16 protein-coding genes are annotated in these 19,528 nt (G+C 44.1%); 3 read left to right on the forward strand and 13 right to left on the reverse strand.

The window, feature by feature from the left end; translation table 11 throughout:
• The first annotated feature begins 54 nt into the window (after nucleotides 1–54).
• The gene (locus tag CSH93_RS07485; protein ID WP_100642616.1) at nucleotides 55–2,352 is read left to right on the forward strand and encodes a Tex family protein; all 2,298 of its coding nucleotides are present in this window, start codon (nucleotides 55–57) and stop codon (nucleotides 2,350–2,352) included.
• On the opposite strand, the gene CSH93_RS07490 is transcribed toward CSH93_RS07485, so the two are convergent.
• The 3 genes from CSH93_RS07490 to CSH93_RS07500 all read right to left on the reverse strand — a co-directional run bounded on the left by CSH93_RS07490 (nucleotide 2,339) and on the right by CSH93_RS07500 (nucleotide 8,317).
• A complete protein-coding gene (locus tag CSH93_RS07490) occupies nucleotides 2,339–3,880 on the reverse strand; it encodes a sensor domain-containing diguanylate cyclase (protein WP_100642617.1) in 1,542 nt (513 codons plus the stop codon). The genes CSH93_RS07485 and CSH93_RS07490 overlap by 14 nt on opposite strands.
• 9 nt (nucleotides 3,881–3,889) lie before the next feature.
• A complete protein-coding gene (locus CSH93_RS07495; protein ID WP_240615537.1) occupies nucleotides 3,890–6,037 on the reverse strand; it encodes a GspE/PulE family protein in 2,148 nt (715 codons plus the stop codon).
• 345 nt (nucleotides 6,038–6,382) lie between these two features.
• Nucleotides 6,383–8,317, reverse strand: a complete 1,935-nt coding sequence (locus CSH93_RS07500; RefSeq protein WP_100642619.1) for a YfiR/HmsC family protein — start codon at nucleotides 8,315–8,317, stop codon at nucleotides 6,383–6,385.
• A gap of 349 nt (nucleotides 8,318–8,666) precedes the next feature.
• Here CSH93_RS07500 and CSH93_RS07505 point away from each other — a divergent pair, with 349 nt between their 5' ends.
• Nucleotides 8,667–10,715 carry a TonB-dependent receptor plug domain-containing protein gene (locus tag CSH93_RS07505; RefSeq protein ID WP_100642620.1) on the forward strand — a complete coding sequence of 683 codons (2,049 nt, stop codon included), beginning with the start codon at nucleotides 8,667–8,669 and terminating at the stop codon, nucleotides 10,713–10,715.
• Nucleotides 10,716–10,752: 37 nt separating this feature from the next.
• Here CSH93_RS07505 and CSH93_RS07510 read toward each other — a convergent pair whose 3' ends face one another.
• Nucleotides 10,753–11,637 (reverse strand): mechanosensitive ion channel family protein, encoded by an 885-nt coding sequence (locus tag CSH93_RS07510; protein ID WP_100642621.1) that lies wholly within the window; start codon nucleotides 11,635–11,637, stop codon nucleotides 10,753–10,755.
• 118 nt (nucleotides 11,638–11,755) lie between these two features.
• On the opposite strand from CSH93_RS07510, the gene CSH93_RS07515 reads away from it, so the two are divergent.
• Nucleotides 11,756–12,484, forward strand: coding sequence for a DUF3667 domain-containing protein (locus CSH93_RS07515; protein WP_100642622.1), 729 nt, complete (start codon nucleotides 11,756–11,758; stop codon nucleotides 12,482–12,484).
• A 24-nt stretch (nucleotides 12,485–12,508) separates the two neighbouring features.
• Here the strand turns inward: CSH93_RS07515 and CSH93_RS07520 are convergent, their stop codons facing one another.
• From CSH93_RS07520 to CSH93_RS07560, 9 genes are all read right to left on the reverse strand, one after another.
• Nucleotides 12,509–13,375, reverse strand: a complete 867-nt coding sequence (locus CSH93_RS07520; RefSeq protein ID WP_100642623.1) for a DMT family transporter — start codon at nucleotides 13,373–13,375, stop codon at nucleotides 12,509–12,511.
• A 120-nt stretch (nucleotides 13,376–13,495) separates the two neighbouring features.
• On the reverse strand, nucleotides 13,496–14,533 hold the full coding sequence (locus tag CSH93_RS07525) for an alpha/beta fold hydrolase (protein ID WP_100642624.1): 1,038 nt from the start codon (nucleotides 14,531–14,533) through the stop codon (nucleotides 13,496–13,498).
• 222 nt (nucleotides 14,534–14,755) lie between these two features.
• On the reverse strand, nucleotides 14,756–14,890 hold the full coding sequence (locus CSH93_RS18210; protein WP_276307700.1) for a hypothetical protein: 135 nt from the start codon (nucleotides 14,888–14,890) through the stop codon (nucleotides 14,756–14,758).
• A 132-nt stretch (nucleotides 14,891–15,022) separates the two neighbouring features.
• Nucleotides 15,023–15,883: an alpha/beta fold hydrolase gene (locus tag CSH93_RS07530; RefSeq protein WP_100642625.1), complete on the reverse strand. Its 861-nt coding sequence runs from the start codon at nucleotides 15,881–15,883 to the stop codon at nucleotides 15,023–15,025.
• Between the two features lie 124 nt (nucleotides 15,884–16,007).
• Entirely contained in the window at nucleotides 16,008–16,355 is a 348-nt protein-coding gene (locus CSH93_RS07535) for a nuclear transport factor 2 family protein (RefSeq protein ID WP_100642626.1), read from the reverse strand.
• A gap of 91 nt (nucleotides 16,356–16,446) precedes the next feature.
• The gene (locus tag CSH93_RS07540; protein WP_100642627.1) at nucleotides 16,447–16,869 is read right to left on the reverse strand and encodes a hypothetical protein; all 423 of its coding nucleotides are present in this window, start codon (nucleotides 16,867–16,869) and stop codon (nucleotides 16,447–16,449) included.
• Between the two features lie 583 nt (nucleotides 16,870–17,452).
• Nucleotides 17,453–17,887 carry a hypothetical protein gene (locus tag CSH93_RS07550; RefSeq protein WP_100642629.1) on the reverse strand — a complete coding sequence of 145 codons (435 nt, stop codon included), beginning with the start codon at nucleotides 17,885–17,887 and terminating at the stop codon, nucleotides 17,453–17,455.
• A gap of 312 nt (nucleotides 17,888–18,199) precedes the next feature.
• The gene (locus CSH93_RS07555) at nucleotides 18,200–18,517 is read right to left on the reverse strand and encodes a hypothetical protein (RefSeq protein WP_100642630.1); all 318 of its coding nucleotides are present in this window, start codon (nucleotides 18,515–18,517) and stop codon (nucleotides 18,200–18,202) included.
• A gap of 84 nt (nucleotides 18,518–18,601) precedes the next feature.
• Nucleotides 18,602–19,456, reverse strand: a complete 855-nt coding sequence (locus tag CSH93_RS07560) for a S1 family peptidase (protein ID WP_100642631.1) — start codon at nucleotides 19,454–19,456, stop codon at nucleotides 18,602–18,604.
• Between the last annotated feature and the right edge of the window lie 72 nt (nucleotides 19,457–19,528).

The raw sequence follows: 19,528 nt of genomic DNA on the forward strand, positions 1-19,528 counted from the left end.
AAATGCGCGTATTTTTCTTATATTCATTTCTAGATACAGCTTTCTGAGACAAATATGTTAATCAATAAAATTGCGACCGAGCTTGGCGTTGAGGCTGAGCGTGTTCAATCTGCCGTGGAATTACTGGATGGTGGGGCGACTGTTCCGTTTATCGCACGATATCGAAAAGAAGCCACAAAAGGATTGGACGATACGCAACTACGCTTCCTGGAGCAGCGTCTTGGCTATTTGCGAGAGCTTGAAGATAGACGTTCTGTCATTCTGAAATCGATAGATGAGCAAGAAAAATTAACCCCAGAGTTAAAAGCCAAGATCTTGCAGGCAGACAGTAAAACCCTGTTGGAAGATTTGTATTTACCCTATAAACCGAAGCGCCGTACGAAAGGGCAAATTGCCATCGAGGCGGGTTTGGAGCCATTAGCGGATAAACTCTACAACGATAGAAAACTAGATCCCGACACGACGGCTCAAGATTTCGTATCGGTAGAAAAAAATGTTGCCGATGTAAAAGCCGCGTTGGAAGGTGCCAAATTTATATTAATCGAACGTTTTGCTGAAGATGCTGAGCTGCTTGCCAAATTACGCCAATACCTCGAAAAAGAAGCCCATATCAGCAGTCAGGTTGTGGCCGGTAAAGAAACAGAAGGCGCTAAATTTAAAGATTATTTTAGTCACTCGGAAAAAATTACAACTACACCTTCACACCGTGCGCTGGCAATGTTCAGAGGGAGAAATGAAGGGGTATTGCAGCTTAAACTAAATGCTGACCCACAACAGGAATCAAACCAGCGTCATTCGCATTGCGAAATACTGATAGCTCAACACTTGGGTTTTCAGCACCGTAATGCGGCAGCTGATGATTGGTTGAATCAGGTCATCCAATGGACTTGGCGAATTAAACTGCAATTGCATTTAGAAACAGAACTGTTTGCTGCGCTGCGTGAGCGAGCCGAAACCAGTGCAATTGACGTGTTTGCCAATAACCTTAAAGATTTGTTGATGGCCGCACCGGCAGGCCGCAAAGTAACCATGGGGCTCGATCCTGGTTTGCGTACTGGGGTTAAGCTGGCCATCGTCGATACAACCGGCAAAGTTATTCATACCACTACTATTTTCCCGCATGCACCACAAAATCAGTGGGATAAATCGATGCGTTCGCTTGAGACATTGTGCAAGCAGTTTAAGGTGGAGCTGATCAGCATTGGTAATGGCACGGGGTCGAGAGAAACGGATCAACTAGTGGCTGAAATGATCACAAAATCAGCGCTGCCAGTGCAAAAAATCATGGTGAGTGAGGCGGGGGCGTCGGTTTACTCTGCCTCTGCATTAGCCTCGAATGAATTGCCTGAATTGGACGTGTCGTTGCGTGGCGCAGTCTCGATTGCGCGTCGATTACAAGATCCATTGGCGGAGTTAGTTAAGATTGAGCCTAAAGCGATTGGAGTTGGTCAGTATCAACACGACGTAAGCCAAAGTCACTTAGCGAAAGCGCTAGATAACACCATTGAGGACTGCGTAAACGCTGTGGGTGTGGATTTGAATACCGCATCACCTGCATTGTTAAGCTATGTGTCAGGCCTCAACAAAACGTTAGCCAGCAATATCGTGGCCTATCGTGACCAGAATGGTGGTTTTGCTGATCGCAGCCAACTGTTAAGTGTTGAACGTCTAGGTCCAAAAGCCTTTGAACAAGCCGCGGGCTTCCTTCGCATCGTCAATGGCAGCAATCCATTGGATGCATCAGCCGTTCACCCTGAAGCCTATCCGGTGGTCGACAAAATCATTGATATTACCAAGTCAGCAGTAAATGATGTAATTGCCAATAGCGACATTCTGCGCTCACTAGATTTACAGTCATTAGTTGATGCTCAATTTGGACTTCCGACTGTGAAGGACATTGTCGAAGAGCTGAAAAAGCCCGGTCGCGATCCACGACCAGAGTTTAAAACAGCCAAGTTTAAAGCGGGTATCAACACCATCAACGACTTGAAAGAAGGCATGATTTTAGAGGGTGTTGTTACTAACGTAGCTAACTTTGGCGCCTTTGTGGATGTTGGTGTGCATCAAGACGGCCTCGTTCATATTTCGGCGTTGACTAATAAGTTTATCAAAGACCCTCGAGAAGTGGTTAAAGCTGGCGATATCGTGCGCGTTAAAGTACTGGATGTGGATGTTCAGCGTAAGCGAATAGCTTTCACTATGCGCTTAGATGACAAAGCAGAGTCAAAACCACAAGCATCAAAACGGGACAATGCACCGCGGCCTAAGCGTCAATCGAATGCGCCGTCTACCGCGAATGCGGCGATGGGCAATGCGTTTGCTGATGCGTTTGCAAAGGCTAAGAAATCTTAGCCTTTGCCTCAGTTTTTTGTTGATACATATCGAGATCAGCACGCTGTAGCATCGACGACAATTCAGCGTGCTCAACTTCTTCAATAATGCCGCCTACTGACGCGGAAATTGATAACTGCTGGCCATCAATCCAAATATCTCGTTGTTGTAGGTTTTCCCGGTAACGCTGTTCGATACGCCTCGCTTGAGAGGGGTTTAAAGCATGTGCGAACACTACAAATTCATCACCGCCAAATCGACCGATGATGTCACCTTCACGTGTTTTATGGCGTAAGATCTTAGCAAACGTTTTCAGCACCTTATCGCCAAATGGGTGCCCATGCTCATCATTAATTTGTTTAAAGTCGTTCATATCAATAAACAATAAGACGAATATACCTTCACGTTTGCGGAAGCGCTCAATCTTTCGCTCAACAGCCATTTCCCAACCCCGTCGGTTCATGAGCGAACAAAGCGGATCTTCTGATGCGGTTAAATAGGCTTGCGCCTTCTCAACTTCTAGATACTTCACTTTTTCGCTGGCGGCATAGGCAAACAAAAATGATTCAATCGCGGTTGAGATGATCAATGCATAGCGCGTCATGAAATCGCTAATATCGTTAAGCGCAACGCGAAACAGCATCGCCACGAAAATAATACTGAGTGCTGTAAATACAATGGCTGCACTGTTTACGCGTTGAATACTGGCATAACCTGCAATAATGAATAAGGTAAATATGATGGCCAGCGTCGTCCACGCCATAAATCCGCTTAGGCCTAACTGACTGCTTTCAGGGAATACAAATATCACCACCCCCGATACCATTACGGCACCAGCAGATACCAATATAAGTTGATAAAAACGTCGATTGAGGAGGATTTTGAGATCCAATAATCGGGTTAAGAATGTGGTGGCAAAAAAGACCACAAAGCCCGCTAATAAGGATTGATAGGATACATCATTTTGCCACGTGGTATGTGGGCTAAAGTAATTCAGTAATCCTTCTTGAAACGCAAAAAAGGCAACGGCAAAAAAGAGATATGTACTGTAAGCGTAGAAGCCCGATTGTTTAATGCCTCGACCCAGTAACCCCACATAGAGTGCTAAACCGCTACAAAAGCCAATAAACAAAAACAACGTAATAGTATGCGTGGTAACACGTTGGTTAAAGCGAGTGACTGACTCGATATAGAGTCGGTAGTCGCGCGCACGTTGATTGCTAACATTCAGTGTGAGCCTAACCGTATCAGAGGGGATCAATACACTGTAAAAGTGGCTGGCTTGCCTCTCCAAAGGTGTTTGCTGGTTCGATTGAATAACCACAGAATGTAGCCCATTCATAGGCAGACTAAGTATGTTGGTGTCGACAAAAGAACAGGTCAGTTCAACTATATTGGTGCCTTTGACAAGGTGTATTGCGTCTGTTTGTACGGATGAGATTAGTTGACCTGTGTCGGTAATACAGTAATTGGCTTCAGCCTGTGCCCAAAGATTACCGCTCGCGGTTAGCGCGATATAAACCCATAGATATCGAAAGAGGTGGCGCATAGGGGCATCCTAGTCGCCGCCAAGGATTTGCACTTGGGCAATGTCGGTATCGCCTTTTAATACTTTATAAATCGCATCTTGCACCAATGTCCGCATACCATCGTGCATGGCCTGTGCTTTCATATCAGACACCGAGGCCTCTTTATACACTAACGAACGCAGTTCTGGTGTCATGCCTAATAGTTCATGCACACCGGTTCGCCCTTTGTAGCCGGTATCACCACAGGCTTCACAGCCCTTGCCACGATGCAATGTGGGAGGACCATCAATCCCTAATTCAGCAAAATACTTCTCACCGTATTGGCGTTTGATAAAGTTAAATTCTTCTTCGTCTGCTGTGTATGATTCTTTGCACTCACTGCATAGAGTACGGATCAGACGTTGAGCCAGTATTCCCACACAGGCATCAGAGAAGTTAACGGGATCCAATCCCAAATCAAGTAAACGAGTAATGGTTTCTGGCGCTGAGTTGGTATGCAGAGTTGACAAAACCAAGTGACCGGTTAATGAAGCCTCAATACCGGCATGGGCGGTTTCTTTGTCACGCATCTCACCAATCAGAATAATATCTGGGTCAGCCCGTAAGAAGGCTCTTAATGCATTGGCGAAAGTAAACCCAATTTTCGGACTCACCTGCACTTGCTGCAAACCGGCCTGGGTGATCTCCACCGGATCTTCCGCTGTCCAGATTTTCTTCTCAGGTGTATTCAAATAACCCAGAATGGCGTGCAGCGTGGTTGTTTTACCAGAACCTGTCGGGCCTACAACGAGAATAATCCCGTGCGGCTTTTTGATCATTTCTTCAAGTCGCGCCATGTTATTAGGCGCCACATTCATCTTATCGATTGGCATCGCCCCACCAGAGGCCAAAATACGCATAACAACGCCTTCACCGGCGACGGTTGGAATGGTCGCAACACGCACTTCTACTAATTGACCGCTCATGCGGAATGCGAGTTTGCCGTCTTGCGGAACACGTTTTTCCGCAATGTTGAGATTCGACATGATTTTAATACGCGCGATAACCGCACTGTGATGTGACGCTGGTACTTGGTTGATGTCACGACACACACCGTCAACACGCATACGCACACGTGTTGGGCCATTTTTCTCAGGATCGATGTGAATATCCGATGCATTTAGACGTTTCGCATCTTGCAGTATACGGCTTACAAGGCGAACAACGGCAGGCGCATCATCCGATGGCTCATCACTATGTTCTTCGCTTTCTTCCTGGTTGGTGCCGATTTCGTCCAGGATCTCATTCATTTCCCCTGGCGCAGCACCGCCACCACCATCACCGAGATATTGCAGTATCTGATTGGGTAAACCCACAGCGATTTCGTAACTGTCGATGCCCAATGCTCGCTCGATCTCCATCAATAGCGCTGCATTATTGGGCTCTGCCATAAGCACTATGATGTTCTCGTTCACATCCGCAATTACGGCCACACAGTTTCGTTTTAAGTAGCTCTTATTGAGCCGGCTATCATTTTGGAAAACATGATACTTATCAGGTAAGAAGCCAATGAATGGCACTTGAAAATGAACTGAAAGTGCAGTACCAATATGCTGATCAGCAATGCGTAATTCGCTTTGTAAGCGCTGGATCAATTGACGGTGATCACTGCTGGTTTCAGTGACTTCTTTTAAGGCTTTTTGACTGACTAAATCAGAGTGGACTAAATAATCAAATGGCGCGCGCGTGCCACCCAATTCATAACGGAACTTCGCCCCGATTTTGTCAGCTAACTGTTCAGCAATTTTTAGATCTGAGTCATCAAAGGATCCCGACTTTTTATTGATGATCTGCAGTACGCCCATCATTACACCGGCATTCAAGATCGGAACACAGAGAATATTTTGAGTTCTGAAGGTACTGTTCTTATCAAATTTATCTGCAAATCGCAGGCGCGGGTGGATCTGACTTAATTCAAAGCTGTCATACGGATCGTTAATGATCAGTGGAAGTTGTGAAAGTGCAACATAGCCTGCAATTGACAGAGGGCTGATAGGTACCTGAATTTGCTTGGTTTCTTTACCCGTTTTAAAACGCGCAACAAGATCTTGATGCTGAAGACGGCGTTGGAAAATACTCATCCGCTCGGCACCCAATAACGACAGTATTTGCGACTCCAGCTCCTGATACGCATCCATCAAGGGAGCTTGGCGCGCCAAAAGTTCATCTACTGGTGCAAAATTCGTTTCTGTACTGTCGCTCGTTAACATATTTCAGCCATGACTACTTCTATGACCGATACATTATAAAGTTTTTGCCCGAATGTCACTGTACAAGCACGTTTTTATTGATTTGAGTGCTTACTAACCGAGCTAAATCTTGCGTTTGCTGATCCATTGATTGTGGTAACCGTCAATTTAACGCCTTAACCTATGCCCAATATACGACGTACATGTACTAACCGCGCCTAATGTAGTCGCCGATTTTTTGGAAAAAGTCCTCGCGTTATTCCACGTAGGCTAATTCGGTTGATAGCGTGTGGGTTAACGTGGTGCGGGTGAGTTTTGTTGATTGGACGAGGAAATGACCAGCGGTACTTTTATAAGGAAGCTCGCGCCGGAGTCACTGGCCAAGCATTGAATGGAACCGCCCATTTTATGCGATATTAAGTTGTAGCAGATATGTAACCCTAAACCGATGCTGCCGCCACTTCGGTGCGTTGTGAAGAAGGGTTCAAATATTTGCTTGCGGGCATCATCGGGTATACCCGGGCCGTTGTCTTGATAATAAATGCACAGCTCTTGTTCTTGTTTATCCACTCTAATTTGGATAAGCCCTTCGTCATTGTCGTTTTTGCCATGCACAATGGTGTTGTCTATCAATGCAATCAATACCTGACTCAAAATGCCAGCATAACTGGTGACTTTGCCATCGTAATCAATCTGCAACTCAATATTTAAATGATGACGATTGCATTCCGTTTTCAAGTTTGTCACGACATCCTTTACATATGGTCCAATAGCAAACTCTCTGACTTCTTCAACGCTTTGATCAACAGATAACTGCTTAAACACTCTGACCAACTCAGCTGCGCGTGTCAGGTTACGCAGGGTTAGGTCGGCAGACTCATCAAACGCATGTAGCCCTTGTTCAAGTTCAGAACGTTTCAAGGCATTGTTTTCCATATTGTCCAAAAGGTGCTTACTGGACTCTTGCAAGCCTGAAACCGCAGTAATACAGACGCCTAACGGCGTATTTAATTCATGCGCAATACCGGCAACGAGATTCCCCAAAGACGCCATTTTTTCCGCTTCTATCAACTGGTTTTGAGTTTCAACCAGTCGTTCATTAACACTTTTTAATTGCTGGTTTTTATCGGCCAGTTTTTGGTTGGCTCTTTCGCGAGATTTAGCTATACGAATATTAATGGCAACGATGATGATCAACACAATACCGCCGCCCAGTAGCGCATACATCACCAACGATTGCTTTTCGATGGTAATACTTTGGGTTTCGATGCGTTGTTGGTAATCCTCCAACGCAATATCCTGCTCTTCCATTAACGCTTCTTGGCGTTCAATTTTTGCTTGGTTCTCGCTGATCCGTGAATTCAGTGAATCCATTGATTGCGTCATTCTGTCAAGCAAGTCTTGTCGTTGTTCTATTTCACCTTGTTTTTGGATCAGTTGAGACGAAATGACAGATAACTCTTGGGTTGCTGCGTTAAGGGCCTCTTGGCTCGCTTTTTCCTTTTGACTGACATCATTGAAGCGTTGATTCAGCTGTTCATAGTTTCGTTGAGTTGTACTTAGTTTGGCCGCAGCTTGCTGCAATTCAGAGGTTTTCTCTTCCAGTAATTGTTGTTGTGCGAGCACGTCGCTGGTGAGCTGATTTAATGATTCGGTTTGTATGGCTAATTGACTGGCTGTGTCTTCCAAGGTTTGCTCCATGTCATACACAAGCGATGCAATATCGATTTCAGATCCGCCTAACAACACGATATCGGGGTCCATACGCAGGCCCTGATAGATGAGGTTGTAGCGGTTGAGTTGGAAAGAGATCGTATTGTCAGAGGTTAAGTAAAAATTGATACCGAAATTAGACTGTTGTTGAACACTGTCAGTGATGAGTAGCGTTGGCTGCCCAGCGATTTTACGACTGATCTGTGCGATACGTTGCGAGTAGTTTTCGTCAATGATCAGCATGTGTGGTGACTGGATCGCACTTATCGAATTTAACCGCGTAAGTGTAAACGTGGTATTGCTAGAGGTGACACTTTTAAGTTCTTGCAAGCTTTGCCAATAGGTATTGTCATCACCTAGGTAAGCAATATTGATATCGCGAGGCGTGTCTTCATTTGGCCATGCAATGTATTTCACAAACTGATTGATATACGCAGCTTTTATATCAGTTTGGATCTGTCTTGCAGATGCTTCTGAGATAAACACCAGACACAGCAATACAGTTAAAAAGCGCAAACTGTCACTCCAATATATTTACAGCTAACACACATCGCCTAAGACCATTCCTGCTGATTCGACAGCTAGATATATAAATTAATAACCTTAAAGGAAAGTGTAGTCCATATATTTCGTAACATCCTGAAGGACTTATGCCTCGGCAAAAAGCAATTCTATGCATGCAACCCGACAAAGACGAGCGTTCACCTTTTCGCAGCGTCGACTCCGCACTTATTAACGATTTTGATGTAAATCAATTCTGTTAACGCTTTTATTGTTTTTTGCACCTTCAAAACGAGCACCAGCATCAAATCTTTGCCTATAATGATGTGAATGACCGGCCACTTATTTTCACAAGCGAGCAGCAATGACGCGAAAGACAGCCCTAGCATGCTTGATAGTTGCATCGACGTTTTCCGCTCGCGGTGCAATGGCTGCACAATCTTATTTCGATTTATCGCTTGAAGATTTGTTGAAAATCAAAGTGAGTATTGCGTCTAAAACGCAAGAGTCTCAATTGCTAGCGCCGGCCAGTATTTCTGTCTATAGCCGTGAAGAATTGCAGTCTATGGGGATCCAAAACCTCGACCAACTGCTCAATTTTGTACCGGGCTTTACATCCAGCCGAGAAGATAGCGCGAGGGTTAATGCGACATCGGTGCGCGGCCGCAGAATTAACAGCAACGCGCCAGACGTGCTGGTGATGTTAGACGGCTCTCGGTTGAATGATCCTGTGACCAGTGGCGCCTTTTATTCCAGTGCTGAATTTTCCCTGTTTAATATTAAGCAGGTCGAAATTATTCGCGGGCCGTCATCGGCGCTGTATGGTTCAAACGCGTTTTCTGCGGTGATAAATTTAATTTCAGAACCCATGAATGAAGCACAGTTTGAAGTAGGGGACTTTGGTCACAGGAACATACAGCTTGCATATAGCAACCAGGTAATGGGCAGCGATATCAATGTTTACCTCGCTCATCAAGAAGATGAAGGGGATGATTACGCACCGTTTTTCCCCTTTTTTGGCGAACAAAACCCTACTCAGGACCCGCAGTTTGGCAGCAATGTTCATATAACTCTCAAGCGTGGGAATTGGGCTTTTTCGAGCTATTGGAATCAAAGAAGCTTTCAAGATTTCATTATTGGTGGCACCCAAGGTGATGGCGTTAACGAGTTTTATCGTTCAGGTTGGTTAACGTCACTTAAGTACAGTAATAGTGATTCGGATGTGCTTCACTATGCCAGTTCGCTGGAGTACTACAAAGTTGAGCAAGATGCGCTGATCACGTTTTATCCGGCGAGCATAGCCAATCAAGTCGGGTGGACTGATGGCTCGAATATCGATTTGCTAGGTGGCAATGTTCGTGATGGTGAAGAATATCGGTTTTCAGCCAGTGGTTTGTGGTTTTGGACTGAAAATCAAGAGATCAGCTTTGGCTTTGAGTACAGACAAGAGCAAACCGGATTAAATGCGTTTCAAAGTAATATCGATGTTGTTCAGCAGCGTGACAGTGGCGGCACCATAGTTGTGCCTTCAGAAAAAGGACTAACGACTGGGTTTTATGTTGCAGGCGGTGCTCGGTTGGATTTGATCAAACCCTTCGATCGCGATATCTGGGGTGCTTATGTACAAGATAAAATTGCACTATCCGACAACACTGAAATTACGTTAGGACTGCGTTATGACAAATATCAAACCCTATCCGATAACGTTAGTTTGCGGGCGGGATTGGTAACCACATTTGATGAGCATTCAACGATAAAGGTACTTTACAGTGAAGCCTTCAGAGCACCTACTATCGTTGATACGCAAGCAGAAATCAGTTCAGTAGAAGTGGGAAATCCCGATTTAGAGCCAGAACTGATCAGCACGCTCGATTTGGTATACGTTTATCAGTTGGAAAACCTTTCTCTCAGCACTAATGTGTTTTACTCCCAAGTAGACAACGAAATAGTGGTCGAACTCAGAACGATATTTGAAGGGTTCAATTCACTGCAACCTGTGAATAACGGTCAGTTAGATCTCTCTGGCATTGAATGGGAATTATTGGCTGAGTTGTCGGAGCGTGTTTATCTGAGAGCGGGGGCAAGCTATTACGACCGACATCAAGCGCTGGGTGCAGCGAGGTGGCACGGTTACGCAGCGCTAAACATGGAGTTTGAACCCATCACTGTCAATATAAACACAGAGATTCGCGACGATGTGATCAGTAGCCCTGACGGCTCTACGTTTATAGATGGGTATGCACTCACTAACATTAACGCCAAGTACTCGATTAGCGAAAATGCAGCGGTCGTTTTTAACGTCACCAATCTGTTTGATAAAGCGTATGCAACCTACACAACCGGTGCTGGCCTAACAGATGGATTGCCCGGCAGAGGTCGGCAATGGAAGTTGTCATATCGGCATCGGTTCTAAGTGGCTATTGCACTTTGATATCACGCAAGAGATTTGCTTACGAACTCCCACCTGTCGGCAACGAAGCATTCCTTAGCTCAATGGCACCATCAATATGCACATCTCGTTGCGGGAATGCGATAGTGATGTCGTGCTCTTTGAATATAGCATCGATGGCATGTCGCACATTGCTTCGAATGATGCGTAAATCGCGCTCTGCCGACGCACTGACCCAGAAGTACACTTCAAATACCAGTGCACTGTCGCCGAAGTCGTCAAAAATCACCAGTGGTTCGGGCGTGTGCAGCGCATCGTGATTGTCTTTCATCACTTGTTCGAGTAACGAAGACACTTTCTGGGTCGGAGAGCCATAGGCGACGCCGACTTTTACCGATGTGCGTACGTTGCGGTCGATTAACGTCCAGTTAATAACGGTATTTTCCAGCAATTTACTGTTTGGGATCAGCATATGCACACCGTCGACACGACGTATACGCGTAGAGCGCGTGTTAATCGATTCAACGGTGCCGCGTGATGTGTTCTCAATTTCCAGAAAGTCGCCAATCCGGATCGGGCGCTCCCACATCAATATCCAGCCACTGATAAAGTTATTGATAATGTTCTGGGCACCAAACCCAACACCAATCGCCACAGCGCCCGATACAAAAGCAAATGCGGTGATCGGCACATTGAAGAAATCCAACGTGGTAATAACCAAAATGATCAGCGTAATAACAAAGAATAAGCGCATGATCAGATGGGCAACATCGGGCCTGACATGTTTGGCAAGCAAACGTGCTTTGATAAATCGAGACGTCCAACTCAATAACAAGAAGCCGAGAATAACTAGCGCTGGCGCTAACAGTACTTGTCCAAGCGAAAAGGATTGCTCATTGAGCGTAAAGAGTTGTTTATTCAGTAATTGTGTTAGTTGCTCTGGCATGACGAATTAAAATTGAACGGCTTATTGTAACTGTAGCGCAATAAGGGGCTACTTGGCGAATGGTTGGGATGGCTTGGCATCAGCAGACACTGACATAGCTCATTGGAGTTGCTAGACTGTGGCGACTGTTAGGGGCTCGTTTGGTGTGTATCTTTTGTCTGATTATAAGCATTGTTTGAACTGCGATACGCAACTTGCTGCTGGAGCGAAGTATTGTTCTGAGTGCGGACAAAAGACAACGTCACCGAATAAACCCTTTTTAAGCTTTGTGCAGCAGTCTTTTCACGAGATACTCGATATAGATGGGCGGCTTACCAGAACGCTTAAAACCTTGTTTTTACAACCGGGCTTAGCGGCTTATGAGTTTAGTCTTGGCAAGCAAATTAAGTACACCCCAGCCTTGCGCCTTTATTTAGTGTCCAGCCTGTTATTCTTTTTGGTGTTTGCCAGCTTTCAACATATTTATATTGTCGACACTGGCGCCGAGAATTCCGCTGTTGATATGTATTCACGCACCATGTTCTTGCTGTTTCCTCTGTACGCCTTTTTTATCAAGGGATTTTTCTGGAACAGTTATTACTTACACAATTTAGTGTTTTCCATGCATATACACAGCATGGCCTACATTGTGCTGATGATCATTGGCCCAATCGAAGCCATTGAGTCTAAAAGCCAGACATTGGTGTTTGTACAAGCGATTCCGGCCACCTATTTCATTTGGTACTTATTGAAGGCGTTTAAAACCATGTATCAAGAATCGTGGTTGAAAACCGCATGTAAAACCTTGGGCGTGTATTTTATCTATATGGCGACTTTGGGGCTGGTGTTTGACTTTGTATTAAGGTGATTGAGAGGTGGCAGCTCATGACGCTCATTTTGCCCAATAAGATTTACCCATAATAACAACCAACACTCCGCCAAGTACCAATATTCCTGATATGAAAAGACGTAGCGTGATCGGTTCAGAGACAAATATTACTCCGCCAAGTGCTGCAATTACTGGAACGAGTAACTGTAGAACGGCAGCTTGAGTGGACTTAAGCTGTGTAAGGGCTGAATACCAAATAGTGTAGCCAACACCCGATGCAAGAGTACCTGATAATATCGCCAAGGTGACGCCATAGGTTGAATAACTCGCATTGTTCAATGCAAAGATGGCTAAAATTATCACAAAAGGTGTTGTTCTTACGAAGTTGTAGGTTGTGTCAGATAACGGGTTTTTAGAGCCTCGTCCTTGCAATGTGTATACGCCCCATGCGATACCCGACACCGTCATGAGCACAAAGCCTGTTAGAGAAGGCGTGGATACGTTCGGGATAACAAGGTATAGAAATCCAGCAAAGGCTATCGATATGCCAACCCACTCGGTTAGGTGAACTCGAGCGCCAGAATAAATGGATAGTAGGATCATTGTAATCTGCACAGACCCAAATAGGATGAGTGCGCCGGTGCCTGTTTCGAGTGTTAAATAAGCGTATGAGAACGCGACTGCGTATAGAAACAGCATAAAGCTCGCCAACCAGCTGCCTTTGGGAGACGGTTGGTCACTTCTTCTACGAGATAAGCTTAAGATAACAGCAAGGGCTGCGGCTCCTGAGACAAGGCGTACAATTGTATAACTGGCTGCATCAATAGCGTTACTATCCAGTGCCAATCTAGACAGTACTGAATTTGCAGCAAATGCGATCAAGGCTAGTCCTGTCAGAATGACCAATTTCAAAAGCGATTGCTGGCTCACATTAGACTCCCTAAGAAAAACGCCTTTTTCATTGACTTGCCTCCATGGAACTCAACACCTTAGTTGAATCCCAATCAAGCGCCTCATGTTGAGACGTCCTCTATCTATATAGTATGAGAATTAGGGAGATTTTAGAAAGGCCAAAATTAATTCGTAATACGTGTCCGGTTGTTCCCACCAAATAATATGTCCAGCATTTTCAATAAAGTGATAGTCAGCACCAAACAATTCGCTAAACTCTATGGCGACGCCATAAGGTATTGAATCGCATTGTCCATGAAGGGTAATCGACGGAATCGGTTTTAAAGACGGGCGAATATCAATAGCGTCTGGATTGTAGTTTGTAGACATATACGCGTAAGCGCCAGCCCCTCCCTCTTCGGGCTTAACGTTAATGGGGTCACAAACCATTCCCGCCGTGACTTTACTGACTAGATTATTAAAAAGCGTATCCATTTCGTTGTCAGAAATCAGTTTGATATCAAACAACAATGCGCCTGCTAACGCTAGCATTGGCTTTGGCTTTAGTATCGCGTTGTCAGATGTTTCGTGATAACTCCACGGCTCAACAAAGTTATATTCTTTAGGCGTTGGTATATGGTAACGAATAGGGTTTCCGTCATTGTCATAGGGCTCTGGAGTAATACCACCAGGAGATGAAAACACAATTTTGTGAACCAGATCGGGATATCTTGCGACAAAGTGAGCCGCAATATCGGCCCCAAAAGAATGTGCGACAAGGGTTACCTTATTCGTGCCAATGTGCTGAGTGACTATCTCGTGCAGATCGGAGACATGGGATCCCAATGTCACATCCGAAAATTTAGCTGGGCGCTCAGACCTACCCGAGCCAAGTTGGTCGTAAAAATATAGCTCAAATCCTTGTTGGCTAAGTGGCTTTAGCGTCTCAATCACTGCTGAATGTATATAACCGCCAGGGCCCCCGTGAAGAAAAATAATAGGGGGGACGGTTTTATCAGTATTGCCAAAATGGCTATACGCTATTTTAAAGCCACGATTGAGGTGCCAGTATTGTGTTTCTGAATTACTTTCTATCAATGGAACCGTTTTAGGTTCAGGCACATATGCCCAAGTAATAAAGATGGTCAGTGACACGATCACAAACAAACCGACTACTTTAAATAGCTTATTGAGCATTATGGGGTTCGCAACAATATAAAATCATGAATGTATTCGACTGATACACATGTATTCTGTCAATGTTGAAAGCGTAAGTAGATGTGTATGGTTCATACCGAGAGACTCCTGAGAGCTGATCAGCAGCCTATATTATACTCTTGTTATGTTCACTCACTGAAAAAAAGAGAGTTTTTTGAAAGTCGTTTAATTTATGGCTTTCAACGACTTTCAATTGTGCCTCTAAGAAAACGTTTGGCTAATGAACTTAGACATATTCTCTTTCTGGTAGTCTTCCATTGACGCGTAGAATCCCACACTGCCAATGAGAAGCAATGCCACTGTGTAGGCCAATATTGTTTTAGTTTTTGTTTTCATAGAACTTCCTTTGTTTGATTAAACGGTGAATATAAAATCCCAATATGGGGCCCGGACACGCAGGTGATAAAAGCGAAGCCGCCTGCGTGTTTGCGTCCCAGGGAAATCTTTGTGGTGGTTTGTAAAGCCCCACTACCTTGCCAATGCCTGTATTTTTGATACGACTAATTCTGGGTCTGAAATGTGTAAATGATGTTTTTCAGATGTTGAGTAAATGATTTCTACATCAGTTGAAAGTGATTTGAAATAGTCTTCTGCGCCCTGTTCCAATGATTCCATTCTTTGCGCAATTTGGGCTGGAACAAATGGTGGATCGTAGGGTTCTGCGCTCTGTTTGGTGCGGATGACAATAATAGGCTTGGCGTCAAAATTATTGGCGTTTGATAGTTGTTTATAGCTTTCCATATGATCGATGTTTTCTGGAACACGTTCGAACATTGGATTTAAAACACTTTTTTCAAATGCCATGTAGCGTTTCAATTTTTCGTTGTCAGTTTCAAAGCTTTCAGGCCAACGAGTACCCATTGTGTAAAAATACCCAAGAGTAGGGGGGGCGATAAACACAGCACCCAATACTTCATCTGGGTAAAGGTTATTGTAGGCAGTGATGATATAGGAAGCGTATGAGCCCCCAGCGAAATAGTATGGTGGATTTATGTTGGCAGCAGATAAAAGAGCATGAAGGCGTTTAGCGTTGTCGTTAATCGTAAAAGGAACTGGCCCCTTTTCACTTTTCCCTAAACCAGAACGATCGTAAAGACAGATACTATATTGGTCTTTGAGAGCTTTAATATTGTTCAACCAGACTCCATCAGAGCCAGAGCGACCAAACCCCTGTTCAAGTATTAATTTGGGGTTGTCATTTTCATAGCATTCTAAATAGAGACTAAAGCCCCCGACATCAAACATTCCAGATTTAGTTGGAGTAAGTTCATCGGCTGAGACACCGAGGCTAAGCAGTATTAAACAGATAGGTAATAATTTGTGAAACATCGTGATTCCTTTCTCGTTTTTGCGGTGGCAATTTGCCACAGGTGTAGCGCATTGCTAAGGTTTGGTGGCGAACTATTAGGAGACATGTTATGGCAACAGCGAGCGCAGTGAATGACTTAATTTGTTACATAGCATGTTTAATCGAAGTGCCTTGGTGATATTTAATCTGCCAATTGTTATTTACCCTTTTCCATATAGAACATCGATACGCACTTTGTTGATCGATTGTAGTTTGATACTTAACCAAAATGCAGTCTTCAGCAAGAACAATAAAGTTAAAATCGTGGGTAGAAAAAGCAACGGGCTCTTCGTTAACCAATTCGTTGATGATATCTGATTTCGTAAATTTTCTTCCAGATTTTCCAATTTCCTCAAAATCTTCAGATATTAAGGCTGCTAAGCGTTGTTTATCTTTTCGTATAGCAGGATCGTTCAGCTCTAGTTCCAAATTTCTTATTATTTCGAATTCCATACTGCTTCCTAATGCCCCGATAATGGGCGAATGCTTGCTGCGAAAATGATGAAGCCGCAGCAAGTAGGCGTTCCAGCCTTCCTGAGAGCGACTACAGCAGATTGTTATGTTTTACCTGATGTAGCATAAAACTACCAGCTACCCAAGGACCCAGAATTAGCACGACCGGTTGAAAATAAAGTTTGTAGTTTGCCCAACCGGCAGGCGTTGCGACAGCTTGGACGACAAGTGCACAAGCGGCAAGAAAACCCAACAAACCAAATAAACAGACATTAATACGTGACCAAAATGTTGGACATAACTGCAAACGTTTGCCGAAATACGCGTGGACTAAACCTTTTGAAGTAAGTTGTGAAATAGCCATAGCGATAAAAGTAGCAACTAGCCAAAAAGCTGATGGGTGGTAATGAGAGTTTGCAATGAATTGCAAAATAGGCAGGAATTGCACTGTTAAAACAGTAAGCAAAAACACTGTAAGCACCGCGAGCAAAAAGCGCCAGTATATTGCCCACATACTAACCCTTACTCATCGAAGACATCTGTAAAACAAAAAAACATAACGCCCCGCTTGTGTCCCAGCGAGCGGAGCGAGTGAGCTTTATTGGCTTGTTATACACCTATTCCTTCCATTCTTTATCATGCTTTTGTGCTTTGTATTCGGTGACTTCAGGCAACTCAGACATTTTTAAACTGCAATGGCTACATTGAGACGCGAAGAAGTCTAAGAAATAACAGTAACACGACATGATATTGAACACGCTAAAATATCTGTTGTTGCATCTGGGGCACTTAGAAAACGCATAACGGAAATAGATAAAGTAACCAAAAACAACTAACACTATCTCAATTGCAAACAATGGTCGAAAAGCTGCACTGACTATCGAAACGAGTAAAAAGGTAAAAACAAACGGCCAGAATAAGAGCTTGATCGTGGCTCTTTTTTTTCTGATTTTTCTTAAACCGTTAAAGTATTCTTCCATGCTCTACCAAAGGTGTATAACACCCCCATAAGGGGCAATTACCTGTAGGCTAAAATACGGAGCGAAGCGGAGGGAGCCTACAGGTAAGTGTTCCAGCGCAGCGCTTTAATGGGCTTGTTAGAACCTGCCAAATTCTTCCAAGAAATCATCTTTAGAGCCATTAAAAGGAACCTTCTCAATTCTATGTTTATAAGGATTCCCATCAATTTGGAAGTCGACGAAAATATATTGAATTTTATTCATTTTAATAACCTGAGGCTGGTCATCAACATAAACAACCCGCTCCTCGGCTTCGCCCTCCAAAAAGGACATTGAATGCATAAACATTACGTGTAAGTTTGAGTGCTCGAATCTAAAGTCATAGCTGGCATTAACACTCATCAGTTTAATTTCAGCACCTCTGATTTCAGGCATTGCGCTATTAATATATTCCTTTGCCTTCAATTCAATAGACTCCTTTTCGATTGTTGCTAGGCCACTCCACTCAATAGCATCGCTCGCGGTAGCTAATGCACTCCAAAATAAAATTAAAAAAGCGGATAAATTTTTCACGAATCGTCCTTGTAGTTCTAACAACTTATTGGACGCCTACTTGGCGTAAAGTTTTACACCAAAGTGGTGTATTTTCTGTTTTGCCAGTCTAACAAATCGGCGCGGAGCGTCCAGCAATACTGACTTGGCATGTTATTGGTCACTTTGGGGGAATTTATAACGACAAGTTCGGAAAATATGTACTGGCATTTGCTTCATTGTGAAAACTGAATATATAAACAGTGGTTTTACGATTTTTTTTGCTAGCCAAGCGTTTCTCGAGCGACTTCATTGAAATCTACAGGCATCGAGCAATATCGATTTATTGCTGATTTAGCTTTTCTTCTTCGTATACTTTATATGCGTACGCGCGATCCAAGGTATGGGCAGAAAGCCACAACAAACAACACCAAGGGCGAGACCAATTTCTCCAATGGTTTGAGTGTAAAATGCAATACCAATCACCATCAATGAGGCTGCGGTGACCATCAGGCTATTTCCTACGCCGTTTGCGTATTCAGTGATATCTGTGATGTGCTCCCTTCCGTTAATAAAATCGTGGCTCTTGGAGGTTCTAAAAAAAGCGCCTAGCAGCAGAATAACCAATGCGGTAGCCAGCAAAACTAATAATGTTAGGGTAAGTTCATCCATCGCTTATATATCCTAATAAAGTTGACGAAAGTAATGTAACTTGTTGTTTTTCTTGATTCAAGCAGGCAGAAAACGCCCGCCCGTTCATTTAATCAGGTTGCGATGACTATCGTTGATTGCTATCGCATTGCAGACAGATGGCAAGATGTCAGGCGTCAGACCCGCCGGTAGGTGTGCCAATCGGTTTTGAGCTAGCGATGCTCTTTGTCCGTCGTCGCCTGTAATAATGCTATCTATCCATGAATAAAAGAATGATATACGTGAGTAGTATTCAGAAATACCATACTGACCAATCGATCCACCCGTAAACCTTGAGCTTACGCCTAACAATTCAAACCCATTTTGTGTTCGAATAAACGCGGGCCCGCCACTATCACCACCACCCGAAACACCTTCTAATGGCAAAGCCTGTTCGCCTTTATCAAACTCAAATATGAGCAATGGGCCTTGGGCTGCATGGATCCTATTTTGTGCCTGGCGAAGTAGGCCGTTGTTTAATGCATTGTCGATGGTTTCACCAAGCTCCCCGTTCCCGGTGCCGCCAATGCCAATAAACCATGCAACTAGCCCTTCCTCATCCTCTTTTTGATAAAGCTTGGCTGGCGTTACATCAAGTGCCGGGGCGCTCAATTGCATTAACGCGATGTCATGGCTCTCGCCAGGTTGATAGTCTGGGTGAACATACAATTGGCCAATTTGCCTAATGCGCCCATTGATAAGGATGGTGCTCTTAGGCTTAATACAGAATGAGGCGTGGGCGGCCGTTACCACCCATTCTGGTGCAATGAGAGTTCCGTGCGCGCCATCTACGTAGAGAGTGGCGAGTGCTGGAAAGTCATTTATAGTGGCCCTGTATTGTTCATCTGGCACATCATGCCGAATAATAATAGCGTAACTCGGTAAAGGCAAAGTGATAAGTAAAAGTAAGATCCTAAACATGTAATAGATTTCTGCGAATGTGAGAATAGGTATCTTTATCTTTGAAACGATAAAAGAATGCTAGAATCGCCC

This window comes from Neoalteromonas facilis, from assembly GCF_002807665.1.
Lineage (GTDB): Bacteria > Pseudomonadota > Gammaproteobacteria > Enterobacterales > Alteromonadaceae > Alteromonas_E > Alteromonas_E facilis.

Bases quoted from the DNA above. Each gene is read 5' to 3' on its own strand.
- CSH93_RS07560 (WP_100642631.1), bottom strand. From the start codon at position 19,456: ATGTTTAGGATCTTACTTTTACTTATCACTTTGCCTTTACCGAGTTAC.
- CSH93_RS07510 (WP_100642621.1), bottom strand. From the start codon at position 11,637: ATGCCAGAGCAACTAACACAATTACTGAATAAACAACTCTTTACGCTC.
- CSH93_RS07485 (WP_100642616.1), top strand. From the start codon at position 55: ATGTTAATCAATAAAATTGCGACCGAGCTTGGCGTTGAGGCTGAGCGT.
- CSH93_RS18210 (WP_276307700.1), bottom strand. From the start codon at position 14,890: ATGAAAACAAAAACTAAAACAATATTGGCCTACACAGTGGCATTGCTT.
- CSH93_RS07490 (WP_100642617.1), bottom strand. From the start codon at position 3,880: ATGCGCCACCTCTTTCGATATCTATGGGTTTATATCGCGCTAACCGCG.
- CSH93_RS07505 (WP_100642620.1), top strand. From the start codon at position 8,667: ATGACGCGAAAGACAGCCCTAGCATGCTTGATAGTTGCATCGACGTTT.
- CSH93_RS07535 (WP_100642626.1), bottom strand. From the start codon at position 16,355: ATGGAATTCGAAATAATAAGAAATTTGGAACTAGAGCTGAACGATCCT.
- CSH93_RS07495 (WP_240615537.1), bottom strand. From the start codon at position 6,037: ATGGATGCGTATCAGGAGCTGGAGTCGCAAATACTGTCGTTATTGGGT.
- CSH93_RS07555 (WP_100642630.1), bottom strand. From the start codon at position 18,517: ATGGATGAACTTACCCTAACATTATTAGTTTTGCTGGCTACCGCATTG.
- CSH93_RS07530 (WP_100642625.1), bottom strand. From the start codon at position 15,883: ATGTTTCACAAATTATTACCTATCTGTTTAATACTGCTTAGCCTCGGT.
- CSH93_RS07525 (WP_100642624.1), bottom strand. From the start codon at position 14,533: ATGCTCAATAAGCTATTTAAAGTAGTCGGTTTGTTTGTGATCGTGTCA.
- CSH93_RS07540 (WP_100642627.1), bottom strand. From the start codon at position 16,869: ATGTGGGCAATATACTGGCGCTTTTTGCTCGCGGTGCTTACAGTGTTT.